Origin of the sequence: Cupriavidus basilensis (assembly GCF_008801925.2) — a bacterium.
Classification (GTDB): Bacteria; Pseudomonadota; Gammaproteobacteria; order Burkholderiales; family Burkholderiaceae; genus Cupriavidus; species Cupriavidus basilensis.
Genome location: NZ_CP062804.1, coordinates 1,009,484 through 1,027,569, shown reverse-complemented (window position 1 = coordinate 1,027,569; position 18,086 = coordinate 1,009,484). Strand labels below are relative to the sequence as shown.

Sequence of the window (18,086 nt, the reverse complement as noted above, 5' to 3'; positions counted from 1 at the left end):
GGTTGGCCGCCAGGCTGGCTGCCGTGCGTGCGGCGCGCAACGCCCGGAATTGACGCGCCCCGGGAACGGGTACATCCTCTGGACATACTCTTCCCATCAGCGGAGCAAGCCATGACCTCAAACGAATTCACATCGTTCAAGGCACACTTGTCCATGTTGCTGCGCGACCTCCCGGTCGGGACCACGGCGGACCTCGCCGACGTGGCCGTGGCGGCGTACTGGGATGGCAAGCGGATTGTCGGCACCTACCTGCGCGACGGCGGGCGGCTGGACGAGGCCTTCGACTTCGACGAAAACGCCTGGGAGAACTGGCACGACGACTTCGTCGGCTGGCTGGCCACGCCGAGTTTCACGCAGCGCGATGAACTGAGGGCTTCGCTGGCAGGCGCGGGCTGACGCGCGCATGCGCGCTCGCGGCCGGGCCTGCGACCGGGCTTGCGACCGGGCTTGCGACAATACGCACCGTCCTCCAGCCGGAGGACCGGCGCCACCCTCTCACAGCGAGCCCATCCGACGCATGCCTTACTCCGGCTGCGACACCACCCGCAAATACGGCTTGAGCGTCTTGAAACCCTGCGGGTATTTCTTCTTGGCGTCGTCGTCGGAGACCGAGGTGGGGATGATCACGTCTTCACCCGGTTTCCAGTTCACCGGCGTGGCTACCGTGTGTTTTGCATTGAGCTGCAGCGAATCCAGCAGCCGCAGCACTTCGTCAAAATTGCGCCCGGCGCTCATCGGATAGACCAGCATCGCCTTGACTTTCTTGTCCGGCCCGATCATGAACACCGAGCGCACGGTGGCATTGTCCACGGCAGTGCGCGGCCCGCCACTCGCGTTCGGATGGATCATGTCATAGAGCTTTGCGACCGTGAGGTCGACGTCGCCGATCATGGGATAGTTGACGGCGTGGCCCTGCGTCTCCTCGATGTCCTTGACCCACTTCTGGTGGTCCGCGACCGGGTCCACGCTCAGCCCGATGATCTTGGTGTTGCGCCGGTCGAATTCCGGCTTGAGCCGGGCCATATAGCCAAGTTCCGTGGTACAGACCGGGGTGAAGTCCTTCGGATGGGAGAACAGGATGGCCCATTTGTCCCCGATCCATTCGTGGAAACTGATTTTCCCCTCCGTGGTATCGGCAGTGAAATCGGGTGCTTCGTCACCGATGCGAATCGACATGTTCAACCTCCATGGGTTTAAGTGGGGGCGAGGCAATGCCGGCATGGTAGCGGCTGTCGTCCCGACGCTGCCGTGACTTTCGGCGCGCTAGGCTCAGTATAGTGGGCGGTGACGCAGCGCAAAGGTGGATACGGGAGGTGATGCAAGCGCACCTCTGGTACCATGCGCCGCCCGTCTACACCGTGGACGCCGGCGCCGGCCAGACCCACAACCTGCACAACCTGCTGAACCACTGGGAGTTCCTGGGCTACGGGCTGCTGGCCGTGCTGCTGGCCGCGCTGGTGTCCTGCCCAGAAGGACCAAAGGGACAAGGCGGTGGCCTCTGCCGCCCCGTCACTCGACGTGGATGCCGCCCTTCTTCACCACCTCGCCCCACCGCCCGGCCTCTTCCTTGATGAATGCCTGGAACTGGTCGGGCGTCCCGCCTACCGGATCGATCCCGTACTCGATCAGGCGCGCCTTCACCTCCGGCTGGTGCAATACCGCATCCATCTCGGCCGAGAGCTTTTCCAGCACCGGCCTGGGCGTCCTGGCGGGCGCGATCAGGCCGATCCAGCTGCTGGCCGTCACCGCCGGATAGCCCGCCTCGGCCATGGTCGGCACGTCGGGCGCGGCCGGCCAGCGCGTGGCGCTGGTGATCGCCAGCGCCTTGAGCTTGCCGGCTTTCACCTGCGGCATCATGGTCTGCACGGAATCGAAGATCATCGCCACCTGCCCGGAGAACAGGTCGGGTAGCGCCGGCGACACGCCCTTGTAGGGCACGTGGGTCATCTTGATGCCGACCGCTTGCGAGAACAGCTCGCCGGCCAGATGCGCGCCAGAGCCGTTGCCGCTGGAGGCGTAGGTCATCTTGTCGGGATTGGCCTTGCCCCAGGCCACCAGCGCCTTCACGCTGCCGGGCGGCAACTGGGCGCTGGACACCAGCAGCAGCGGGATGCGCCCGATCTGGCTGACGCCCGTGAGATCCTTGAGCGGGTCGTAGCTCATCTTGGGGTAGAGGCTGGGGTTGATGGCGTGCGCGGCCACCACTACCAGCAGCGAGTAGCCGTCCGGCGCGGACTTGGCCACATTGTCGGAGCCGATCATGCCGTTGGCGCCGGGGCGGTTCTCCACCACCACGGGCTGGCCCAGGCGCTCGGCCAGTTTTTGCATGACCAGCCGCGTCACGGCGTCGGACACGCCGCCCGGGGTGTAGGGCACCACCACGCGCACGGGCTTTGACGGATACGGCGCCTCGGCGCGTGCCGTGGGGCTCAGGCCGCAAGCCAGCGCGGCGGCCAGCAGGCATGCGTTCATCCACAGGCCACGAGGGCGCATCGGTTGCTTGGTTTTGTTCATGTCTGCTCCATCAGGTCGGGATGGCTTCGGGCCGCCGTGCTTGCCTGGCGGCCGATGCCATGGAATGGCGGCCGCCGGTCTACGCCCAGTCCTGCGGCACCGTGAGCGGAAAATCGAGCAGCATTTGCGCGTAGCTCTTGCCGAGCGGGTCGGAGCGCAGGCTGGCCACGCCCCCGCCGCCCAGCGCGCGGTGCAGCAGGAAGTTAAGGGCGTGCAAGCCCGGCACCTCGAAGCACTCCACCTCGCCCTCGACCAGATGCGCAAAATACCCGCGCACCGCGGCCGGGGTGAGCTGCTCGCGCAGCAGCGGCAGATACGCTGGCTGGCGGGCGATCACGCCGATGTTCTCGTCGTCGCCCTTGTCGCCGCTGCGTGCGTAGGCCAGCGTGACCAGCGGCACGGTGACGCGCGGCCCGCCGGGAATGGCCGGGGCCGGCACCGCCGCCAGCGCGGCCGGCGCCGTCAGCTCGCCCACGGCGGCGGCGCAGGCAAGCGCCTGTGTCTGGCCGTCCAGCGTGACTTGCATCCCTACTTCCGCCTTCGGCACCAGGAAGGAGAACACCTTGACCACCGGCTGGATATCGACGCGGCCGGCAAAGGATGAGCGGGTGCCGGCGGCCATCGAGGTGCCCGCCGACGAGCCTTCACGCTGCAAGAAGCGCAGCGCCTTGGCCTGCGCATGGCGCGCGCCGATGCGCAGCACCACCTCGCGGGTCGGCAGCGCGCGGGCATGCGGGCCATATTGCGACTCGCAGCCGAGCAGTTCCACCACGGTGCTGCTGTAGTCCGCCATGCCATTGGCGGCCAGCATGGCGCGGGTGCGCGCCAGCAGCGCGTCGGCGGTGCGGCGGGCCTTGGCGGGTGCGTCGATGCCGCGGATCGCCATCATCAGGCTAAGCTGGTAGCCATCCTGCCAGGTGCCGTTGGCCTTGTAGCTCGCGCCGGGGGCGCGGCCACGGGCGCCGTGCACGCGCACCTGCCCGGCGGCCAGCAACGCCGTGCGCACCATGCGGAAGTCGCAAGTGACGTCGGGCATCAGGTAGTTGCCGGGGTCGCCCACCTCGTACAAGACCTGCTCCGCCACAGCCGCGGGATCGACCAGGCCGCCGGTGCCCTCGGGCTTGGAGAGCACAAAGCTGCCGTCCTGCGCGCAGTCGATCACCGGGTAGCCGATGCGGTCCCAGTCCGGCACGCGCTGCCAGTCGGTGAACAACCCGCCGGTGGCCTGCGCCCCGCACTCGATCACGTGGCCGGCCAGCGTGCCGGCGGCGAGCCGGTCCCAGTCGTGCCATTGCCAGCCGAACTCGTATGCCAGCGCGCCGACCACCACCGCGCTATCGACGCAGCGGCCCGTGATGACGATATCGGCGCCCATCGCCAGCGCGCGGGCGATGCCTTGCGCGCCGGTGTAGGCGTTGGCGGACATCAGCTCGGCAGGCGGCGTGGCGCCGGTATGGAGATCGGTAAGGCCCGCGGCGCGCCAGCCCTCGAAGGCGGGCAAGACGTCGTCGCCGCTGACCACCGCCACCTTGGGCGCCAGCCCTTGCCGCGTGGCGGCGGCCATCACCGCGTCGCGGCAGGCCTGGGGGTTGAGGCCGCCGGCATTGGCAATCACGCGGATGCCGCGCGCCAGGATCTGGCCGAGGTGCGGCGCCATCGCGGCCTGCACGAAGTCCGTGGCGTAGCCCAGCGCGGGGTCCTTGGCGCGGGCGCGCGCCAGGATCGACATGGTGGTCTCGGCCAGGTAGTCGTAGACCAGGTATTGCAGGCCCGGAACGGCCAGCAGTTGCGGCGTGGCGATGGCGGAATCGCCCCAGAAGCCGGAAGCGCCGCCTATGCGCACGGTGCGTGCCATATTGGATGTGCCGATCGTGGTGTTCATGCTTGCGTGCCTGCGTCAACCTTCACCAGCAAACTGCCCGCGCGCGCCTGCCCGCCCTCCCGGGCATGCAGCTCCGCTATGACGCCGTCGAACGGCGCGACGATGGCGTGCTCCATCTTCATGGCCTCCAGCACCACCAGCACCTGGCCCGCCTGCACCGCCTCGCCCGCTGCCGCCTTCACGGCCACGATGCGCGCGCTCAGCGGCGCCAGCAGCGCGCCGGCGCGCTCGGCGTCGCCGGGCTTGCGCTTTTTCTGGCGCGGGTCCAGGCGTGCGAAGCGCCATGCGCGGCCTGCGCTGAACAGATGCACGGCATCGCCCTCGGTGGCGAATACCAGCGGCAACGCCATGTCGTTGCATTCCACCAGCGCGCTGCCTTGCGCCTCGTCGGCGCGCAGCACGCGCACGCGGACGATCTCGGCGGACGTGCCATCGCCCTCACGCTCGCCCCCGCGCACCGCCACCTCCCAGCCTTGCGCGACGGCATGCAGATCCACGCGCCACTGTTGCTCTCCCGCCTGCAAGCCAAGGCTGCAACCCGGCGCCACCAGTGCGGGGCGCGCCGATGCCGCCAGCAGCCCGGCGGCGGCCAGCGCCGCGCAGGCCACCTGCGCCACCGCAGGCCGCGTTGCGCGCAGTGCCGCCTGCATATGCGTGTCGACGAACCCCGTATGCACCTGGTTGGCCGCAAAGGCCTCATGCGCCAGGCAATCGGCAAGAAAGCCCTGGTTGCTGGCCACGCCCAGCAGCACCGTCTGCTCCACCGCGCGCAGCAGCTTGCGGCGTGCTTCCTCGCGGGTGGCGCCATGGGCCACCAGCTTGGCCACCATCGAGTCGTAGTGAACCGGGATCTCGCCGCCCTCCTGCAGCGCATGATCCACCCGCACATCGTGCCCCGCGCCCGGCGCGCGCCAGCGCAGCACCGGGCCGCCTTGCGGCAGGAAGCCGGCGGCCACGTCCTCGGCGGTCAGCCGCACCTCGATGGCGTGGCCGCGCAGCGCGACCTGCTCCTGCGTGACCGGCAGCGGCTCGCCGGCCGCCACGCGCAGCTGCCACTCGACCAGGTCAAAGCCGGTGATGGCTTCGGTCACGGCGTGCTCCACCTGCAGGCGCGTGTTCATCTCCATGAAGTAGAAATTGCCGTCGCCATCGAGCAGGAACTCCATGGTGCCCGCGCCCACGTAGCGGATGGCCTGCGCGGCGCGCACCGCCGCGCCGCCCATGCGGGCGCGCAGCGCGGGCGATACCGCCGGGGACGGCGCCTCCTCGACCACCTTCTGATGGCGGCGCTGCACCGAGCAGTCGCGCTCGCCCAGGTGGATCACATGGCCCTGCGTGTCTGCAAAGACCTGGATCTCCACGTGGCGCGGCGCGATCACCGCGCGCTCCAGGATCAGCTGGCCGGAGCCGAAGGCGGCCATGGCCTCGGAACGGGCGCTTGCCAGGGCACCGGGCAAGGCATGGGCATCGTGCACCAGGCGCATGCCGCGTCCGCCGCCGCCGGCCGCGGCCTTCACCATCAGTGGAAAGCCGATCGGCGCGGCCGCCTGCAGCAGCGCGGCATCATCCTGCGCCTCGCCCTGGTAGCCGGGGATGCAGGGCATGTCCGCGGCCAGCATCAGGCGCTTGGCCTCGGCCTTGTTGCCCATGGCGCGGATGGCGGCAGCCGGCGGGCCGACGAAGACCAGGCCCGCCTGCGCCACCGCGTCGGCGAACTCCGCGTTCTCCGCCAGGAAGCCGTAACCGGGATGCACCGCATCCGCGCCGCTGCGGCGCGCCGCCTCGACAATGGCCGCGATGTTCAGGTAGGACGCACGCGGCGCGGCGTCGCCGATGCGCACCGCCCGGTCGGCGTACGCCACGTGCGGGCCATGGCGATCGGCCTCGGAGTAGACCGCCACGGTGGCAAGGCCAAGGCGGCGCGCCGTGCGCATGATGCGCACGGCGATCTCGCCGCGATTGGCGACGAGCAAGGTGTGAAAGGGTCGGCTGGTAGCGGACATGAGGCGTCTCGGGATGCGGAGTATCTGGATAAGGTTGTGTGCGTTCAGCCCTGCGTGGCCTGCGCCGCGCGCACGGCGGCGGCGTCAAAGCGCACCACCCACGCGGCATCGCGCTTGTCGCGGAAAGCCTGGATGCCTTCGGCGCCTTCGCTGCGCATGCATTGCGCGAACAGGTGCGAGGCTTCGTCCAGCAAGGCGCCCTGCGCGACCTGTCCGGTGCGCGCCACCAGCGGCTTGAAGGCGCGGTTAGCTTGCGGCCCGCAGCGGCAGATGCGCGTGAGCCACTCGGCCAGCAACGCATCGAGGGCGGCACTGTCCTCGGCCAGCGCATCGGCCAGCCCCAGCGCCACCGCCGTGTCGCCATTGACGCGCTCGCCGGACAAACCAAGGCGCCGCGTGGCCGCCGCGCCGATGCGCGCCACCACGAAGGGCGCGATCTGCGCGGCAATGATGCCCAGCGATGTCTCCGACAAGGCAAAGCGCGCGTCGCGCGTGGCCAGCACGATATCGGCGGCGCAGCTCAGTCCCATGCCGCCGCCCATGGCCGCGCCCTCCACTGCCGCCACCACGGGCACGGGAAGCGCAGCCAGGCGCTGCATGAAGTAGCCAAACTCGCGGTTGCGGCTCGCCACCGGATCCTGCGGCGCATCGGCTGCGTCCAGCCTCGCCTTGAAATTGCCGACGTTGCCGCCCGCGCAGAAGACGCCGCCGGCGCCGCGCAGCACCAGCGCGCGCACCGTGGTGTCGGTCTCGGCGCGCGCCACGGCGCGCGCCAGCGCAGCGACCACTTCAGGCGCGAGCGCATTGCGCGTGGCGGGCACGTTGAGGGTGACGAACAGCACGCCCTGGACGTCACGCACGATCACGGCGTGGGCGTCATTGGCGAAATTGCCGGCATCTGTATTGACTACGTTGGTCATGGCTGGAGAGAGGAGAAGACTTGGAACGGCAGGCGATGGCGGGCGATGGCTGGCGATGGCTGGCGATGGCTGGCGCTCAGCCTTTTGCCATCAGCCCCATCTGCTTGGCGATCACGGTCAGCATCACCTCGTCGGCGCCGCCGCCGATGGAGCCGAGCCGGAAATCGCGATACGCGCGCGAGGCGTGGTTGTCCCACGTGTAGCCCATGCCGCCCTGGAACTGCATGCACCAGTCGGCCACCTCGCGCGACAGCCGCCCGGCCTTGAGCTTGGCCATGGATGCCAGCTCCACCACGTCGCCGCCGTCGATGTAGGTCCTGGTCGCCATGTAGACCAGCGCGCGCAGGGCCTCCATCTCGGTCTTGAGCTCGGCCAGCTTGAACTGGATGAACTGGTTGTCCAGCAAGGGCTTGCCAAAGGCGATGCGCTCGCGCAGGTAGCCGGCGGTTTCCTCGATCAGCGCGTTGCAGGCGAGCCGGCGCGCCGCGCCGTTCAGGCGTTCTTCCTGGAACTGCTTCATCTGGTAGATAAAGCCCATGCCCTCTTCACCGATGCGGTTGCGCGCCGGCACCCGCACTTCATCAAAGAAGATCTGCGCGGTGTCCGAGCACCACATGCCGAACTTCTTGATCTTCTGCACCTCGACGCCGGGGGTGCGCTTGCCACCTTGCTTGAGCGGCACGATGATCAGCGACTTGTTCTTGTGCACCGGGCCATCGGAGGTATTGCACAGCAGGCAGATCCAGTCGGCCTGGGTGCCGTTGGTGATCCACATCTTGGAGCCGCTGATCACGTAGTCGTCGCCATCGCGGCGCGCACGGGTCTTGAGCGATGCCACATCGGAGCCGGCACCGGCCTCCGACACGCCGATCGCCGCCACCGCTTCGCCGGCGATGGCCGGGGCCAGGAACTCGCGCTTGAGCGCATCGGAGCCGAAGGCCGTCAGCGCCGGCGTGGCCATGTCGGTCTGCACGCCCACCGCCATGCCGATGCCTTGCGCATGCACATAACCCAGGGCCTCGGCAGCCGCCACCGCGTAGGAGAAATCGAGGCCAAGGCCGCCGTACTCCACCGGCTTGGTGATGCCAAGAAAGCCGAGCTCGCCCATCTGCTTGAACAAGGCGTGCGCGGGGAAAATCTCCGCGGCTTCCCACTCGTCGACATGCGGATCGATCTCGGCCGACACGAAGCGGCGGATGCTGTCCATGATGTTGCGATGGTCTTCGGTGTAAAGCATGTGGGTGGTCTCCGGTTTTCTTGTCAGTGTGTTCGCGGCGCGGCGATCAGAACCGCGCCACGCCAAATTGCATGGCACGCGGCGTGCGCGCTTCGGCCTCGCGGGCGGTAGCCAGCACGAAGGCCAGCACGGCGCGGGTGTCGCGCGGGTCGATCACGCCGTCGTCCAGCAGCAGCCCGCTGGTGACGAAGGCGCTGGCCTGGCGCTCGAAGTTGGCGACGATCTCGCCGGTCTGCTGCGCCAGGCGCGCTTCGTCCACCGCCGCGCCCTTGCGCTCGGCCTGCTGGCGCGCCACGATCTCCAGCGTCATGGCAGCCTGCTCGCCGCCCATCACCGCGGTGCGCGCGTTGGGCCACGAGAAGCAAAATCGCGGGCGAAAGCCCCGGCCGCACATGCCGAAGTTGCCCGCGCCAAACGATGCGCCGCAGTAGATCGTGACCTGCGGCACGGTGGAGTTCGACAGCGCCTGGATCATCTTGGCGCCATGCTTGATCATGCCGGCTTCTTCCGAGGCGCGGCCGACGATAAAGCCGGTGGTGTTCTGCAGGAACACGATGGGCGTGCCGCTCTGGTTGCAGGCCTGGATAAACTGCGCGGCCTTGGTCGCGCCCGCCGGGTCGATCGGGCCGTTATTGCTGATAAAGCCCACGGCATGGCCCTCGATGCGGCCACGGCCGCAGACGGTGGCCATGCCATAGTCCGGCTTGAACGCAAGCCACGCGGAGTCGTCGGTGAGGCGGCCGATGATCTCCAGCATGTCCACGGGCTTCTTCACATCCAGCGTCATCACGCCATCGAGCTCGCCCGCGTCCAGCCGCGGCGGCTGCGCCGGCTGCGGCAGGCGCGGCGCCACGGCCGGCCAGTCCAGGCTGGCCACCACGTCGCGCGCCAGCGCGATGGCATGCTCGTCGTCCTCGGCCAGGAATTCCGCCAGGCCGCTGACGGTGGCGTGCAGGTCGGCGCCGCCAAGCTCCTCATCGGTGGCGATCTCGCCGGTGGCGGCCTTGAGCAGCGGCGGCCCGGCCAGGAAGGCACGGGCGCGGCCGCGCACCATCACCACGTAGTCGGACAAGCCCGGCATATAAGCCCCACCCGCGGTGGATGAGCCGTGCACCACCGTGATCACCGGCAGCCCGGCAGCGGACAAGCGCGCCAGGTTGTAGAAGATGCCGCCGCCGCGCACGAACTTGTCCACGCGGTACTTGCGCAGGTTGGCGCCGGCCGACTCCACCAGGTGGATGAACGGCAGGCGGTTTTCCAGGGCAATCTCCTGGCAGCGCATCAGCTTGAGGTTGCCGCCCTCGGTCATGGCGCCGGCATCGATGCCGGAATCGGTCGCCACCACCATCGCGCGCACGCCGTGGACAAAGCCGATGCCGGCCACCAGCGAGCCGCCGGGGATGGAGGTGTCGTGATCGGGATCATCCATGCCGTAGCCCGCCAGGTTGGCGATCGGCAAGAAGGCGGTAGCGGGATCCAGCAAGCGCGCCAGGCGCTCGCGCGGCAACAGTGCGCCGCGCCTGGCGAAGGACGGGCGGGCACGTTCGGAAGCAGCAACGGCGCGCTGCTCCAGCGCGCGCAGCCGCTCGATCAGGGCTTGCATGCCGGCGCGCTGGCTGGCAAAGGCGGGACTGGCGGGATCGATCCGGGACTCGATGGGAAGCATGGCGCTGGGCATTGGACAAGGAATGCATCGATTCCAAACCACCCGCGGCGGCACGACAAGCGCAACTTGGTGATTTGTGCATAATGTGCACAAACTCGACTTTGATGCACCTCCGGATGCCACCTGTGCCCGCCCTGCCTACGCCCTCGTCCCCGCCGTCTCCGCCATCGCCAGCCATCCCCGGCGTCCAGAGCCTGGACCGCGCGTTTACCCTGCTCTGCCTGCTGGCCGAACACCACGAGTCGGGCCTGACCCTGCCGCAACTGGTGGCACAAACCGGCATCGACCGCACCACGGCTCACCGCATGCTGCGCTACCTCACCCACGCGGGATTCGCCGTGCAGGACGAGCCAGGCAAGCGCTTCCGGCTGGGCATGGCAGCCATGGCGCTGGGCCTGCGCACCATGAACCGCTCGCCACTGGCCAGCGCCTGCGCCACGCGCATGAAGGCGCTGGCGCGCAAGACCGGCGATACGGTGTTCCTGATCGTGCGCATCGGCGACCATGGTTACTGCATGCATGCCGAAGAAGGCAGCCACCGCGTGCAGCATTTCCATCTGCTCAACGGGAGCACCCGGCTGCTGGGCCAGGGGACCGCCAGCATGGCGCTGCTAGCCAAGCTCGAAGATCAGGAGATCGTCGCGCACTATGAACGGCATCGGGCTGAGTACGAGGGAAGCGGGCTTAGCCTGCTCAAGCTGCAGCGCGGTGTGGAGCGCAGTCGCAAGCTGGGGTATGCGCTGGCTGGCGCGGGGGCGTGGCGGGGGTGGGGTATGCGTTTGCCTTGCCTTTTGCCGGGGAAGCGGCGATCAGTATTGTGTCTACGGCTTCACGGATGCCGGTGGCCCGGCGGCATGAGATTGGGGGATGATTAGGGGTGTTTGGGTGAGTTTTGGGGCTTTGAGGTTTTGCGGGGGGTGTCGCTGTTTGTTTTATCGGCGTTGGTTTTTGCACCCAAGGGCCATACGACATCCCCCTGCGGGGGCTGCCGGTCACTCTTCTTTGCGTCGGTGTATAGACCGGGGACATGGGTGACACATGTGCGAGGACATGGTTGACACATTTTAAGCGGCATTCGGGTCGTTTAGGTCGATGCTTCCGAAGCGATGATGTGCGAAGTAAAGGGCGTATTTGCCGCTGTGTCTGGCGTCAGGCCGCAGCGCCACGTGCAGCTTGGCTAGGGCATTCGAAACCTTGAAGCGACGTCCCTGGAAACAGAGCTCGCCGTGCCATTTGACCTGCACTACGGTGTCGTCAGGGCCGTATTCGATGGGCGGCAACTGCTCCGGATATGGCCTCGGGCTGGGCCGATACCGCGTGACGGGCGTCGCCAGGCCAAGGGCTTCGTGAGGTCGCTGCTGGTTGTAGACATCGCGCCAGCGATCGAATGCGCGCTGCGCATAACGGCAGGAAGCAAAGTCGTTGCCGGTGAGCACCTCGGCCTTAAAGGTGCGGTGGAACCGCTCATCCTTGCCATTGGTTTGTGGGTGCGCGGGGCGGCTATGGCTCAGGCGTACGCCCAGGCGAATCAACCAGATCGCCAGGGCCGTGAGCTGGCCGGGTTGGGAAGGGCTGCCCCAGGGCGCACCGTTGTCGGCGTTGATGCGCAGCGGCAGCCCATAACGACGGAAAGCCTCGCGCAGATGGCGCTGCACCACTGCAGTCTGGGTTCTGGTGCAGGCCGTGAGCAGGATATTGAAGCGGGAATGGTCGTCCAGCACTGTCAGCGGGTAACACGGCACGCCGTCTCGGGTGGCAAACCAGCCTTTGTAGTCCATTTGCCAGAGATGGTTGGGCTCGGGATGCTCGAAACGCTGCCATGCCACCGATTTGGCGGAGGCCTCCGGGGTAATTAGCCCGTGGCGATGCAGGATCGAGGTGACAGTGCTGGGAGCCGGCGCCTCGGTATGCCCCAGGTCCTGCAAGCGGCGGCTGATCTTGCGCCCGCCCCAGGCAGGATGCTGCTGGCGAAGCGCGATCACGGCCTGTTCAAGGTCGGCGTGGGTCTGTTCCGGGCTGCGACTGGGCCGCCGAGAGCGGTCGACCAGACCGGCCTCGCCTTGCTCGGCATAGCGCGCGAGCCATTTGTAGGCGGTCTGGGGACTGATGCTGAAACGCCGGCATAACTCGCGGCGATTGCTGCCCTCTTGCTGGGCCAGAAGGATGAATTCTTGACGAAGGCTCATGGTGTCGCGCGTGCTCCAAGGCATGGTCGGATTCCGGGCAGATTCATTGCCCGAAAGTGTCAACCATGTCCTCGCACACCCGTCACCTATGTCCCCGGTCTATACACGTCGGCAAAGAAGACTAACGAGAAGAAAGCCGACCCTGCCGGGCGCAGAGCAATCAGGCTCTCGAGTGTCGATGGTTTCGTCGTACGGCCCGGAGTGCCGGCGGGCTTCTGCCGGTACCGGATTGACTGACCACGAACCTGCCGGCTTCCGGGATACGTGGTGAGGCCCCCGGTAGCGGACATCACTTGCTTCAAGCCGTCTGTCGCTCGCGGCGCGGCCGGCCACGAAGTTGCAAGCGCACCGGTTCCGTCGTGGGCGCGGCGGCACCGCATTGATTAGCCCGAGACCCTGACCACCGCGCCCGCCCCACCACGAAACCATTGACGAGAGATGTGTCGTGATGGCGCGCGCCGGTAACGGCAGATGGTGGAATGCTCACCGTGCAAAGCGATCAGGGGCACCACCACGTGACCATTGGGTCATGCAGTTACGATGACCTCCAAGCCGGTATGGCAAAGGCCAGCCAACACTCCGGGCCGTACGACGCAACCACCGCCCCGCATAAGCCCGATTGCTCTGCCCCCGGCAGGGTCGGCTTTCTTCTCGTTAGTCTTCTTTGCCGACGTGTATAGACCGGGGACATGGGTGACACATGTGCGAGGACATGGTTGACACATTTTAAGCGGCATTCGGGTCGTTTAGGTCGATGCTTCCGAAGCGATGATGTGCAAAGTAAAGGGCGTATTTGCCGCTGTGTCTGGCGTCAGGGCGCAGCGCCACGTGCAGCTTGGCTAGGGCATTCGAAACCTTGAAGCGACGTCCCTGGAAACAGAGCTCGCCGTGCCATTTGACCTGCACTACGGTGTCGTCAGGGCCGTATTCGATGGGCGGCAACTGCTCCGGATATGGCCTCGGGCTGGGCCGATACCGCGTGACGGGCGTCGCCAGGCCAAGGGCTTCGTGAGGTCGCTGCTGGTTGTAGACATCGCGCCAGCGATCGAATGCGCGCTGCGCATAACGGCAGGAAGCAAAGTCGTTGCCGGTGAGCACCTCGGCCTTAAAGGTGCGGTGGAACCGCTCATCCTTGCCATTGGTTTGTGGGTGCGCGGGGCGGCTATGGCTCAAGCGCACGCCCAGGCGAATCAACCAGATCGCCAGAGCCGTGAGCTGGCCGGGTTGGGAAGGGCTGCCCCAGGGCGCACCGTTGTCGGCGTTGATGCGCAGCGGCAGCCCATAACGACGGAAAGCCTCGCGCAGATGGCGCTGCACCACTGCAGTCTGGGTCCTGGTGCAGGCCGTGAGCAGGATATTGAAGCGGGAATGGTCGTCCAGCACCGTCAGTGGGTAACACGGCATGCCGTCTCGGGTGGCAAACCAGCCCTTGTAGTCCATCTGCCAGAGATGGTTGGGCTCGGGATGCTCGAAACGCTGCCATGCCACCGATTTGGCCGAGGCCTCCGGCGTAATTAGCCCGTGGCGATGCAGGATCGAGGTGACAGTGCTGGGAGCCGGCGCCTCGGTATGCCCCAGGTCCTGCAAGCGGCGGCTGATCTTGCGCCCGCCCCAGGCAGGATGCTGCTGGCGAAGCGCGATCACGGCCTGTTCAAGGTCGGCGTGGGTCTGTTCCGGGCTGCGACTGGGCCGCCGAGAGCGGTCGACCAGACCGGCCTCGCCTTGCTCGGCATAGCGCGCGAGCCATTTGTAGGCAGTCTGGGGACTGATGCTGAAGCGCCGGCATAACTCGCGGCGATTGCTGCCCTCTTGCTGGGCCAGAAGGATGAATTCTTGACGAAGGCTCATGGTGTCGCGCGTGCTCCAAGGCATGGTCGGATTCCGGGCAGATTCATTGCCCGAAAGTGTCAACCATGTCCTCGCACACCCGTCACCTATGTCCCCGGTCTATACACCGACGCAAAGAAGAGTGACCGGCAGCCCCCGCAGGGGGATGTCGTATGGCACTTGGGTGCAATAACCATCGCCGCTAAAAGAAACAGCGACCAACCCAGCAGAGCAATATCCCTACCGCAAATAAAAAAAACGCTAAAATCACCACCCACCGGAATATCAGGCAATTGCACTGCATGAGAGGCGACTGGAAGCCCCCTTCCCCCAGCCACCCCAGGCAGTGCCACAAAAAAAACAAACAAATAATCAAGTGAAGGAAGAAGTCATTGTGGGAATGATGGGTCATGCGTTGCGTGGCATGCTGGCCGGCCCGGCATGCGGGATGCGCCTCCTTGCTTCCGGCGGCCTGCTGGCGCAACGCAGCGAGAGCAAGGAAATGGAGATGGAGGCAGCCTGGCAGGCAGCGCAGTCGAGCACCCAGGCGGGTCCGGCCACGGTGAAACTGGGCGAACAGGCCACGGTGAAACTGGGCGAACAGGCCACACTGAAGCTGCCGGCCAAGAAAGTCTTCATCCCCCAGCCGACCGCCGGCAAGCTCATGCATGCCATGGGCAACCTCACCGACGAGCGGCCGCTCGGCCTGGTGCTGCCCACTGGCGACGACGACTGGATGGTCGTGGCCAAGTACGAGCCCTCGGGCTACATCCGCGACGACGACGCCACGTGGTTCAAGCGCAAGCCGTCCGGTCCCGCAGAGCCGAAGTGAAGCCGCATTCCCGCCCTTCGGCGACGGAGTTGTACCCATGACCAAACTGCTGCTCCTGCTCATGGGCGGCCTGAAGATGGGCAAGCTGCTGACCACGGGCGGCACCATGCTGCTGTCGATCGGCGCTTATGCGCTGATCTTCGGCTGGCGCTATGCCGTCGGCTTCGTGCTGCTGATCCTTGTCCACGAGATGGGCCATTTCCTCGCCGCGCGCCGCCGCGGGCTGGCCGTGGGGGCGCTGGCCTATGCGGGCTTCTTTATCAACCTGTTCAACCTGATCCCGCTCTCGCCGCTCGATGGCGGGCGCGTCACCGCGGTGCTGTCGCCGCGCATCTGGTTCCTTGGCGTGCCGGTGCTGGTGGCGTTCCTGGCGGTCATGCGCCATGACCTGCACGGCATGCTGGGCAGCCTGCGCGCCAGCGGCATGGGCGCCTGAGCGCCCGAATCCAATCGCCCGAAACCAGTTCAACTTACATACCAAGACGATGAGAAGCAAAACGCTTTACCTGAAGGGCGCAGTCCTGTTGGCTGTGGCAACCATTCCCGCCTTGACCGTGGCGCGTGACTACCGCCAGCCGGGCACGCTCGGCGAAGGCGCGCAGGTGCACCGGTTCGTGCTGCGCGATCCGGCTACCGACCGGCCCCTGCCCGAGGCCCGCTACCGCCTGTTCCTGCCGGGCCATCGGATCGCAGGCGTCACGCCAAAGCCGAACGAGCAGGACAGTGTGATCTTCGGCGTCACCGACAAGCAGGGCAATACCGTGTCGGTGCGGCTGCCCAAGCGCTACCCCAAGGGCAAGTGGATCCTCAACCCGATCATCGGCGATGGGGATTTCGGGGAGTCGTTTTTGCTGCGCGGCGAGACCAGCAACCATCCCATGGGCGGCCTGCCCTATGTGCTCGACCTCCAGGACGGTTTCCTGTTCTGCAACAGGACGGATAGCCGCGGCTATACCTACTATGCGCAAAGCCACAAGGCCCGGACGATCAGCCTGGACTATGAGTTTGGCAGCATGGATGCGGCCCAATATGCCTGGTGCAAGCGCCAGTCCGAGACCATCGCCGCCCTGCCCGCCAGCGCCGGGCCGGCGGCCGTGTTCCGGCAGATGCTGGCCAGCTACGAGGCCGGCAAGGACGAAATCAGTGCGAGTTTCCAGGCGCGAGTGCGGCGCAAGCTGATCGACCTGGCGATTGCAGGCCGGGACGACAGGCAGCTGGATATCGCGCTTGGCCTGGCGCCGCTTGCCAAGGAGAACCTGAACGGGGTTGGCTATGCGCTGGTCGATGCGAACTGGATGGTGGGGCGCGGCATGGCGATGATCGACGAGGCGCTGGCTCACTCGCCGGATGACCCATTTATCCTCGACAGCAAAGGCTGGGCACTATTCCGCCTGGGCCAGCCGGAGCAAGCGCTCGGCTACATGGAGCAATCGCTGGCCGCTTTTGGCGAGGGCACCGAAGGCAACCTGGGCGCACGCGTGGAAGGTCTGGTGCACAAGGGCGAAGCGCTGTGGCAACTGAATCGCAAGGACGAGGCTCGCGCGGCGTTTGCGATGGCGACTCACCTGTCGCCCGATGACGAAACGCTGCTGCGCACGCTGGCGCGCCTGCAGGTGGAACTGCCGTAGGCACACCGCCCCGCCCTGAGGTCGCGGGGCGCCACGGCAAGGCCTTCGAGCCCATGCCAGCCCGGGCATCAGCCCTGCTGGTGTTCCTTGAACTTGGCCAGCGCAATGGCCAGCGCGGCGCTCCCGATGGTCTTGACCAGCGTGGGGTGCTGCGCGTAGAAGCCGGCGATCTGGTCGACGATGCCCGGATGGACCTGCTCGGCGTGGGTGGCGATCTCCTGCACCTGCGCCGGGCTCAGCTGGCTGGCCTGCTCGGGCGTGACCTGGGTCGCGCCGGGCTGCAACAGATTGCCCAGTGCGCCGCCTGCCGCCCCGGACAACACCGCCGGCCCGAGCGTTGCCAGCAGCTGGTTAAGCATGCCAGCCTGCTGCGCGCCGTTGGACTGGCCGAACAACTCCCCCACCATATTGCCGAAGGCCGGCGTCTGATCCGAATGGAAAGCGCTGGCCAGCAACTGGCCAAGCGCGCCCTCCGGGGCGTTCTGCGCGATGTGGTCCACCTGCTGCTCGGGATTGCCGCCCAGGGCGGAGGCTGCGTTCTGCAAAAAATCCATCAGGCTCATGATCGGGTTCCGTGATCTGCGTTGCGGGTGCTGCTGCTTGGTGCTTGGTGCTTGGTGCTTGGTGCCTGGCTCTTGCTGTTGGCGTATAGCCATCAGCGGCTCGGGGCCTAGCTCTTCTTGCTGATCAGGTGATAGGCCAGCAGCAGGATCACCGCGCCTACCACGGCGCCGATAAAGCCTGCCGACTGCCCCGGGCGATACCAGTGCAGGGCTTGCCCGAGAAAGGTGGCCGCCAACGCGCCGCCAATGCCGAGCGCGGCCGTGAGGAAGAACCCGCTGGGGCCGTTGCCCGGGGTAATGGCGCGCGCTACGAGCCCGGCGACGAAGCCGATAAGAATGGTCCAGATCAGGTGCATGGCGTCAGGAGAAAAGAAAAAGGGGTGCGCCCCCAGCGGAGCGCACCCTGAACCCGCGCATTACTGCGCGGCGGACTTGGCCGGCGTTGCCGCCTTGGTATGCTTGGTGCTGCTGTGTGTCTTGCTCTTGTGCGCGCTCTTTTCGACCTTGGCAGGCGCCTTGGGGGCGTCGGCGGCCGGTGCCTGGGCGAAAGCACCAGCAGCGAAGAGTCCGAGGGTCAGGATGGCGAGTACCTTCTTCATGTCTATCTCCAGGTGAGGCGCGCAACTTGCGCGTTGCCTGTAAAAACGGCCCGGTGGCAGCGCGTGTTGACAGCGAAAACACAGCGCTATGTAACAGTTCGTATCCGGGTGGTGCGGATGGTGGGAAGACTAGCGCAACGCATCCGCCAACAGCACGCCGGTCACAATCGTTTGCAATTCACGCCTGCGGCATAATGCCGGCAGAGAAAAAACAAACAGAATAAACAGA

Annotated in this window: 16 protein-coding genes and 1 pseudogene; 5 read left to right on the top strand and 12 right to left on the bottom strand. The window is 66.8% G+C overall.

What is annotated here, in order from left to right:
- Window positions 1–111 precede the first annotated feature (111 nt).
- Window positions 112–396: a hypothetical protein gene (locus F7R26_RS25485; protein ID WP_150993133.1), complete on the top strand. Its 285-nt coding sequence runs from the start codon at window positions 112–114 to the stop codon at window positions 394–396.
- Between the two features lie 126 nt (window positions 397–522).
- On the opposite strand, the gene F7R26_RS25480 is transcribed toward F7R26_RS25485, so the two are convergent.
- From F7R26_RS25480 to F7R26_RS25450, 7 genes are all read right to left on the bottom strand, one after another.
- A complete protein-coding gene (locus F7R26_RS25480) occupies window positions 523–1,176 on the bottom strand; it encodes a peroxiredoxin (protein ID WP_150993135.1) in 654 nt (217 codons plus the stop codon).
- 333 nt (window positions 1,177–1,509) lie between these two features.
- Window positions 1,510–2,514 carry a tripartite tricarboxylate transporter substrate binding protein gene (locus tag F7R26_RS25475; protein ID WP_150993139.1) on the bottom strand — a complete coding sequence of 335 codons (1,005 nt, stop codon included), beginning with the start codon at window positions 2,512–2,514 and terminating at the stop codon, window positions 1,510–1,512.
- A 79-nt stretch (window positions 2,515–2,593) separates the two neighbouring features.
- On the bottom strand, window positions 2,594–4,396 hold the full coding sequence (locus tag F7R26_RS25470) for an acyclic terpene utilization AtuA family protein (protein ID WP_193692245.1): 1,803 nt from the start codon (window positions 4,394–4,396) through the stop codon (window positions 2,594–2,596).
- Complete coding sequence (locus tag F7R26_RS25465) at window positions 4,393–6,399, bottom strand: acetyl/propionyl/methylcrotonyl-CoA carboxylase subunit alpha (RefSeq protein WP_150993141.1); 2,007 nt, start codon at window positions 6,397–6,399, stop codon at window positions 4,393–4,395. Before F7R26_RS25465 ends, F7R26_RS25470 begins: the two co-directional genes overlap by 4 nt.
- A gap of 44 nt (window positions 6,400–6,443) precedes the next feature.
- Entirely contained in the window at window positions 6,444–7,319 is an 876-nt protein-coding gene (locus tag F7R26_RS25460) for an enoyl-CoA hydratase/isomerase family protein (protein ID WP_150993143.1), read from the bottom strand.
- Window positions 7,320–7,395: 76 nt separating this feature from the next.
- Entirely contained in the window at window positions 7,396–8,556 is a 1,161-nt protein-coding gene (locus F7R26_RS25455) for an acyl-CoA dehydrogenase family protein (RefSeq protein ID WP_150993145.1), read from the bottom strand.
- A gap of 46 nt (window positions 8,557–8,602) precedes the next feature.
- Window positions 8,603–10,222, bottom strand: a complete 1,620-nt coding sequence (locus tag F7R26_RS25450) for an acyl-CoA carboxylase subunit beta (RefSeq protein ID WP_150993147.1) — start codon at window positions 10,220–10,222, stop codon at window positions 8,603–8,605.
- A gap of 125 nt (window positions 10,223–10,347) precedes the next feature.
- Between F7R26_RS25450 and F7R26_RS25445 the strand changes: the two genes are divergently transcribed.
- Window positions 10,348–11,097: an IclR family transcriptional regulator gene (locus F7R26_RS25445; protein WP_241754722.1), complete on the top strand. Its 750-nt coding sequence runs from the start codon at window positions 10,348–10,350 to the stop codon at window positions 11,095–11,097.
- 189 nt (window positions 11,098–11,286) lie between these two features.
- On the opposite strand, the gene F7R26_RS25440 is transcribed toward F7R26_RS25445, so the two are convergent.
- Window positions 11,287–12,432, bottom strand: coding sequence for an IS481 family transposase (locus F7R26_RS25440; protein WP_193692081.1), 1,146 nt, complete (start codon window positions 12,430–12,432; stop codon window positions 11,287–11,289).
- 702 nt (window positions 12,433–13,134) lie between these two features.
- Window positions 13,135–14,280 (bottom strand): IS481 family transposase, encoded by a 1,146-nt coding sequence (locus F7R26_RS25435; protein ID WP_193692108.1) that lies wholly within the window; start codon window positions 14,278–14,280, stop codon window positions 13,135–13,137.
- Window positions 14,281–14,683: 403 nt separating this feature from the next.
- On the opposite strand from F7R26_RS25435, the gene F7R26_RS25430 reads away from it, so the two are divergent.
- The 3 genes and pseudogenes from F7R26_RS25430 to F7R26_RS25420 all read left to right on the top strand — a co-directional run bounded on the left by F7R26_RS25430 (window position 14,684) and on the right by F7R26_RS25420 (window position 16,695).
- Window positions 14,684–15,067: a DUF2167 domain-containing protein gene (locus tag F7R26_RS25430; RefSeq protein WP_241754721.1), complete on the top strand. Its 384-nt coding sequence runs from the start codon at window positions 14,684–14,686 to the stop codon at window positions 15,065–15,067.
- Between the two features lie 37 nt (window positions 15,068–15,104).
- A pseudogene (locus tag F7R26_RS25425) lies at window positions 15,105–15,431 on the top strand (zinc metalloprotease); the annotation flags it as partial.
- A 121-nt stretch (window positions 15,432–15,552) separates the two neighbouring features.
- The gene (locus F7R26_RS25420; protein ID WP_150993298.1) at window positions 15,553–16,695 is read left to right on the top strand and encodes a tetratricopeptide repeat protein; all 1,143 of its coding nucleotides are present in this window, start codon (window positions 15,553–15,555) and stop codon (window positions 16,693–16,695) included.
- Between the two features lie 68 nt (window positions 16,696–16,763).
- On the opposite strand, the gene F7R26_RS25415 is transcribed toward F7R26_RS25420, so the two are convergent.
- The 3 genes from F7R26_RS25415 to F7R26_RS25405 all read right to left on the bottom strand — a co-directional run bounded on the left by F7R26_RS25415 (window position 16,764) and on the right by F7R26_RS25405 (window position 17,857).
- A complete protein-coding gene (locus F7R26_RS25415; protein ID WP_150993300.1) occupies window positions 16,764–17,258 on the bottom strand; it encodes a hypothetical protein in 495 nt (164 codons plus the stop codon).
- A 107-nt stretch (window positions 17,259–17,365) separates the two neighbouring features.
- Complete coding sequence (locus F7R26_RS25410; RefSeq protein WP_017230370.1) at window positions 17,366–17,614, bottom strand: GlsB/YeaQ/YmgE family stress response membrane protein; 249 nt, start codon at window positions 17,612–17,614, stop codon at window positions 17,366–17,368.
- 60 nt (window positions 17,615–17,674) lie between these two features.
- Entirely contained in the window at window positions 17,675–17,857 is a 183-nt protein-coding gene (locus F7R26_RS25405) for a hypothetical protein (protein WP_150993302.1), read from the bottom strand.
- Window positions 17,858–18,086: the final 229 nt, after the last annotated feature.

Excerpts from the sequence above, each read along its gene's own strand:
- F7R26_RS25420 (WP_150993298.1), top strand. The coding sequence starts at position 15,553 with ATGAGAAGCAAAACGCTTTACCTGAAGGGCGCAGTCCTGTTGGCTGTG.
- F7R26_RS25410 (WP_017230370.1), bottom strand. The coding sequence starts at position 17,614 with ATGCACCTGATCTGGACCATTCTTATCGGCTTCGTCGCCGGGCTCGTA.
- F7R26_RS25450 (WP_150993147.1), bottom strand. The coding sequence starts at position 10,222 with ATGCTTCCCATCGAGTCCCGGATCGATCCCGCCAGTCCCGCCTTTGCC.
- F7R26_RS25475 (WP_150993139.1), bottom strand. The coding sequence starts at position 2,514 with ATGAACAAAACCAAGCAACCGATGCGCCCTCGTGGCCTGTGGATGAAC.
- F7R26_RS25440 (WP_193692081.1), bottom strand. The coding sequence starts at position 12,432 with ATGCCTTGGAGCACGCGCGACACCATGAGCCTTCGTCAAGAATTCATC.
- F7R26_RS25455 (WP_150993145.1), bottom strand. The coding sequence starts at position 8,556 with ATGCTTTACACCGAAGACCATCGCAACATCATGGACAGCATCCGCCGC.
- F7R26_RS25430 (WP_241754721.1), top strand. The coding sequence starts at position 14,684 with ATGCGCCTCCTTGCTTCCGGCGGCCTGCTGGCGCAACGCAGCGAGAGC.
- F7R26_RS25470 (WP_193692245.1), bottom strand. The coding sequence starts at position 4,396 with ATGAACACCACGATCGGCACATCCAATATGGCACGCACCGTGCGCATA.
- F7R26_RS25465 (WP_150993141.1), bottom strand. The coding sequence starts at position 6,399 with ATGTCCGCTACCAGCCGACCCTTTCACACCTTGCTCGTCGCCAATCGC.
- F7R26_RS25415 (WP_150993300.1), bottom strand. The coding sequence starts at position 17,258 with ATGAGCCTGATGGATTTTTTGCAGAACGCAGCCTCCGCCCTGGGCGGC.
- F7R26_RS25405 (WP_150993302.1), bottom strand. The coding sequence starts at position 17,857 with ATGAAGAAGGTACTCGCCATCCTGACCCTCGGACTCTTCGCTGCTGGT.
- F7R26_RS25435 (WP_193692108.1), bottom strand. The coding sequence starts at position 14,280 with ATGCCTTGGAGCACGCGCGACACCATGAGCCTTCGTCAAGAATTCATC.
- F7R26_RS25485 (WP_150993133.1), top strand. The coding sequence starts at position 112 with ATGACCTCAAACGAATTCACATCGTTCAAGGCACACTTGTCCATGTTG.
- F7R26_RS25460 (WP_150993143.1), bottom strand. The coding sequence starts at position 7,319 with ATGACCAACGTAGTCAATACAGATGCCGGCAATTTCGCCAATGACGCC.
- F7R26_RS25480 (WP_150993135.1), bottom strand. The coding sequence starts at position 1,176 with ATGTCGATTCGCATCGGTGACGAAGCACCCGATTTCACTGCCGATACC.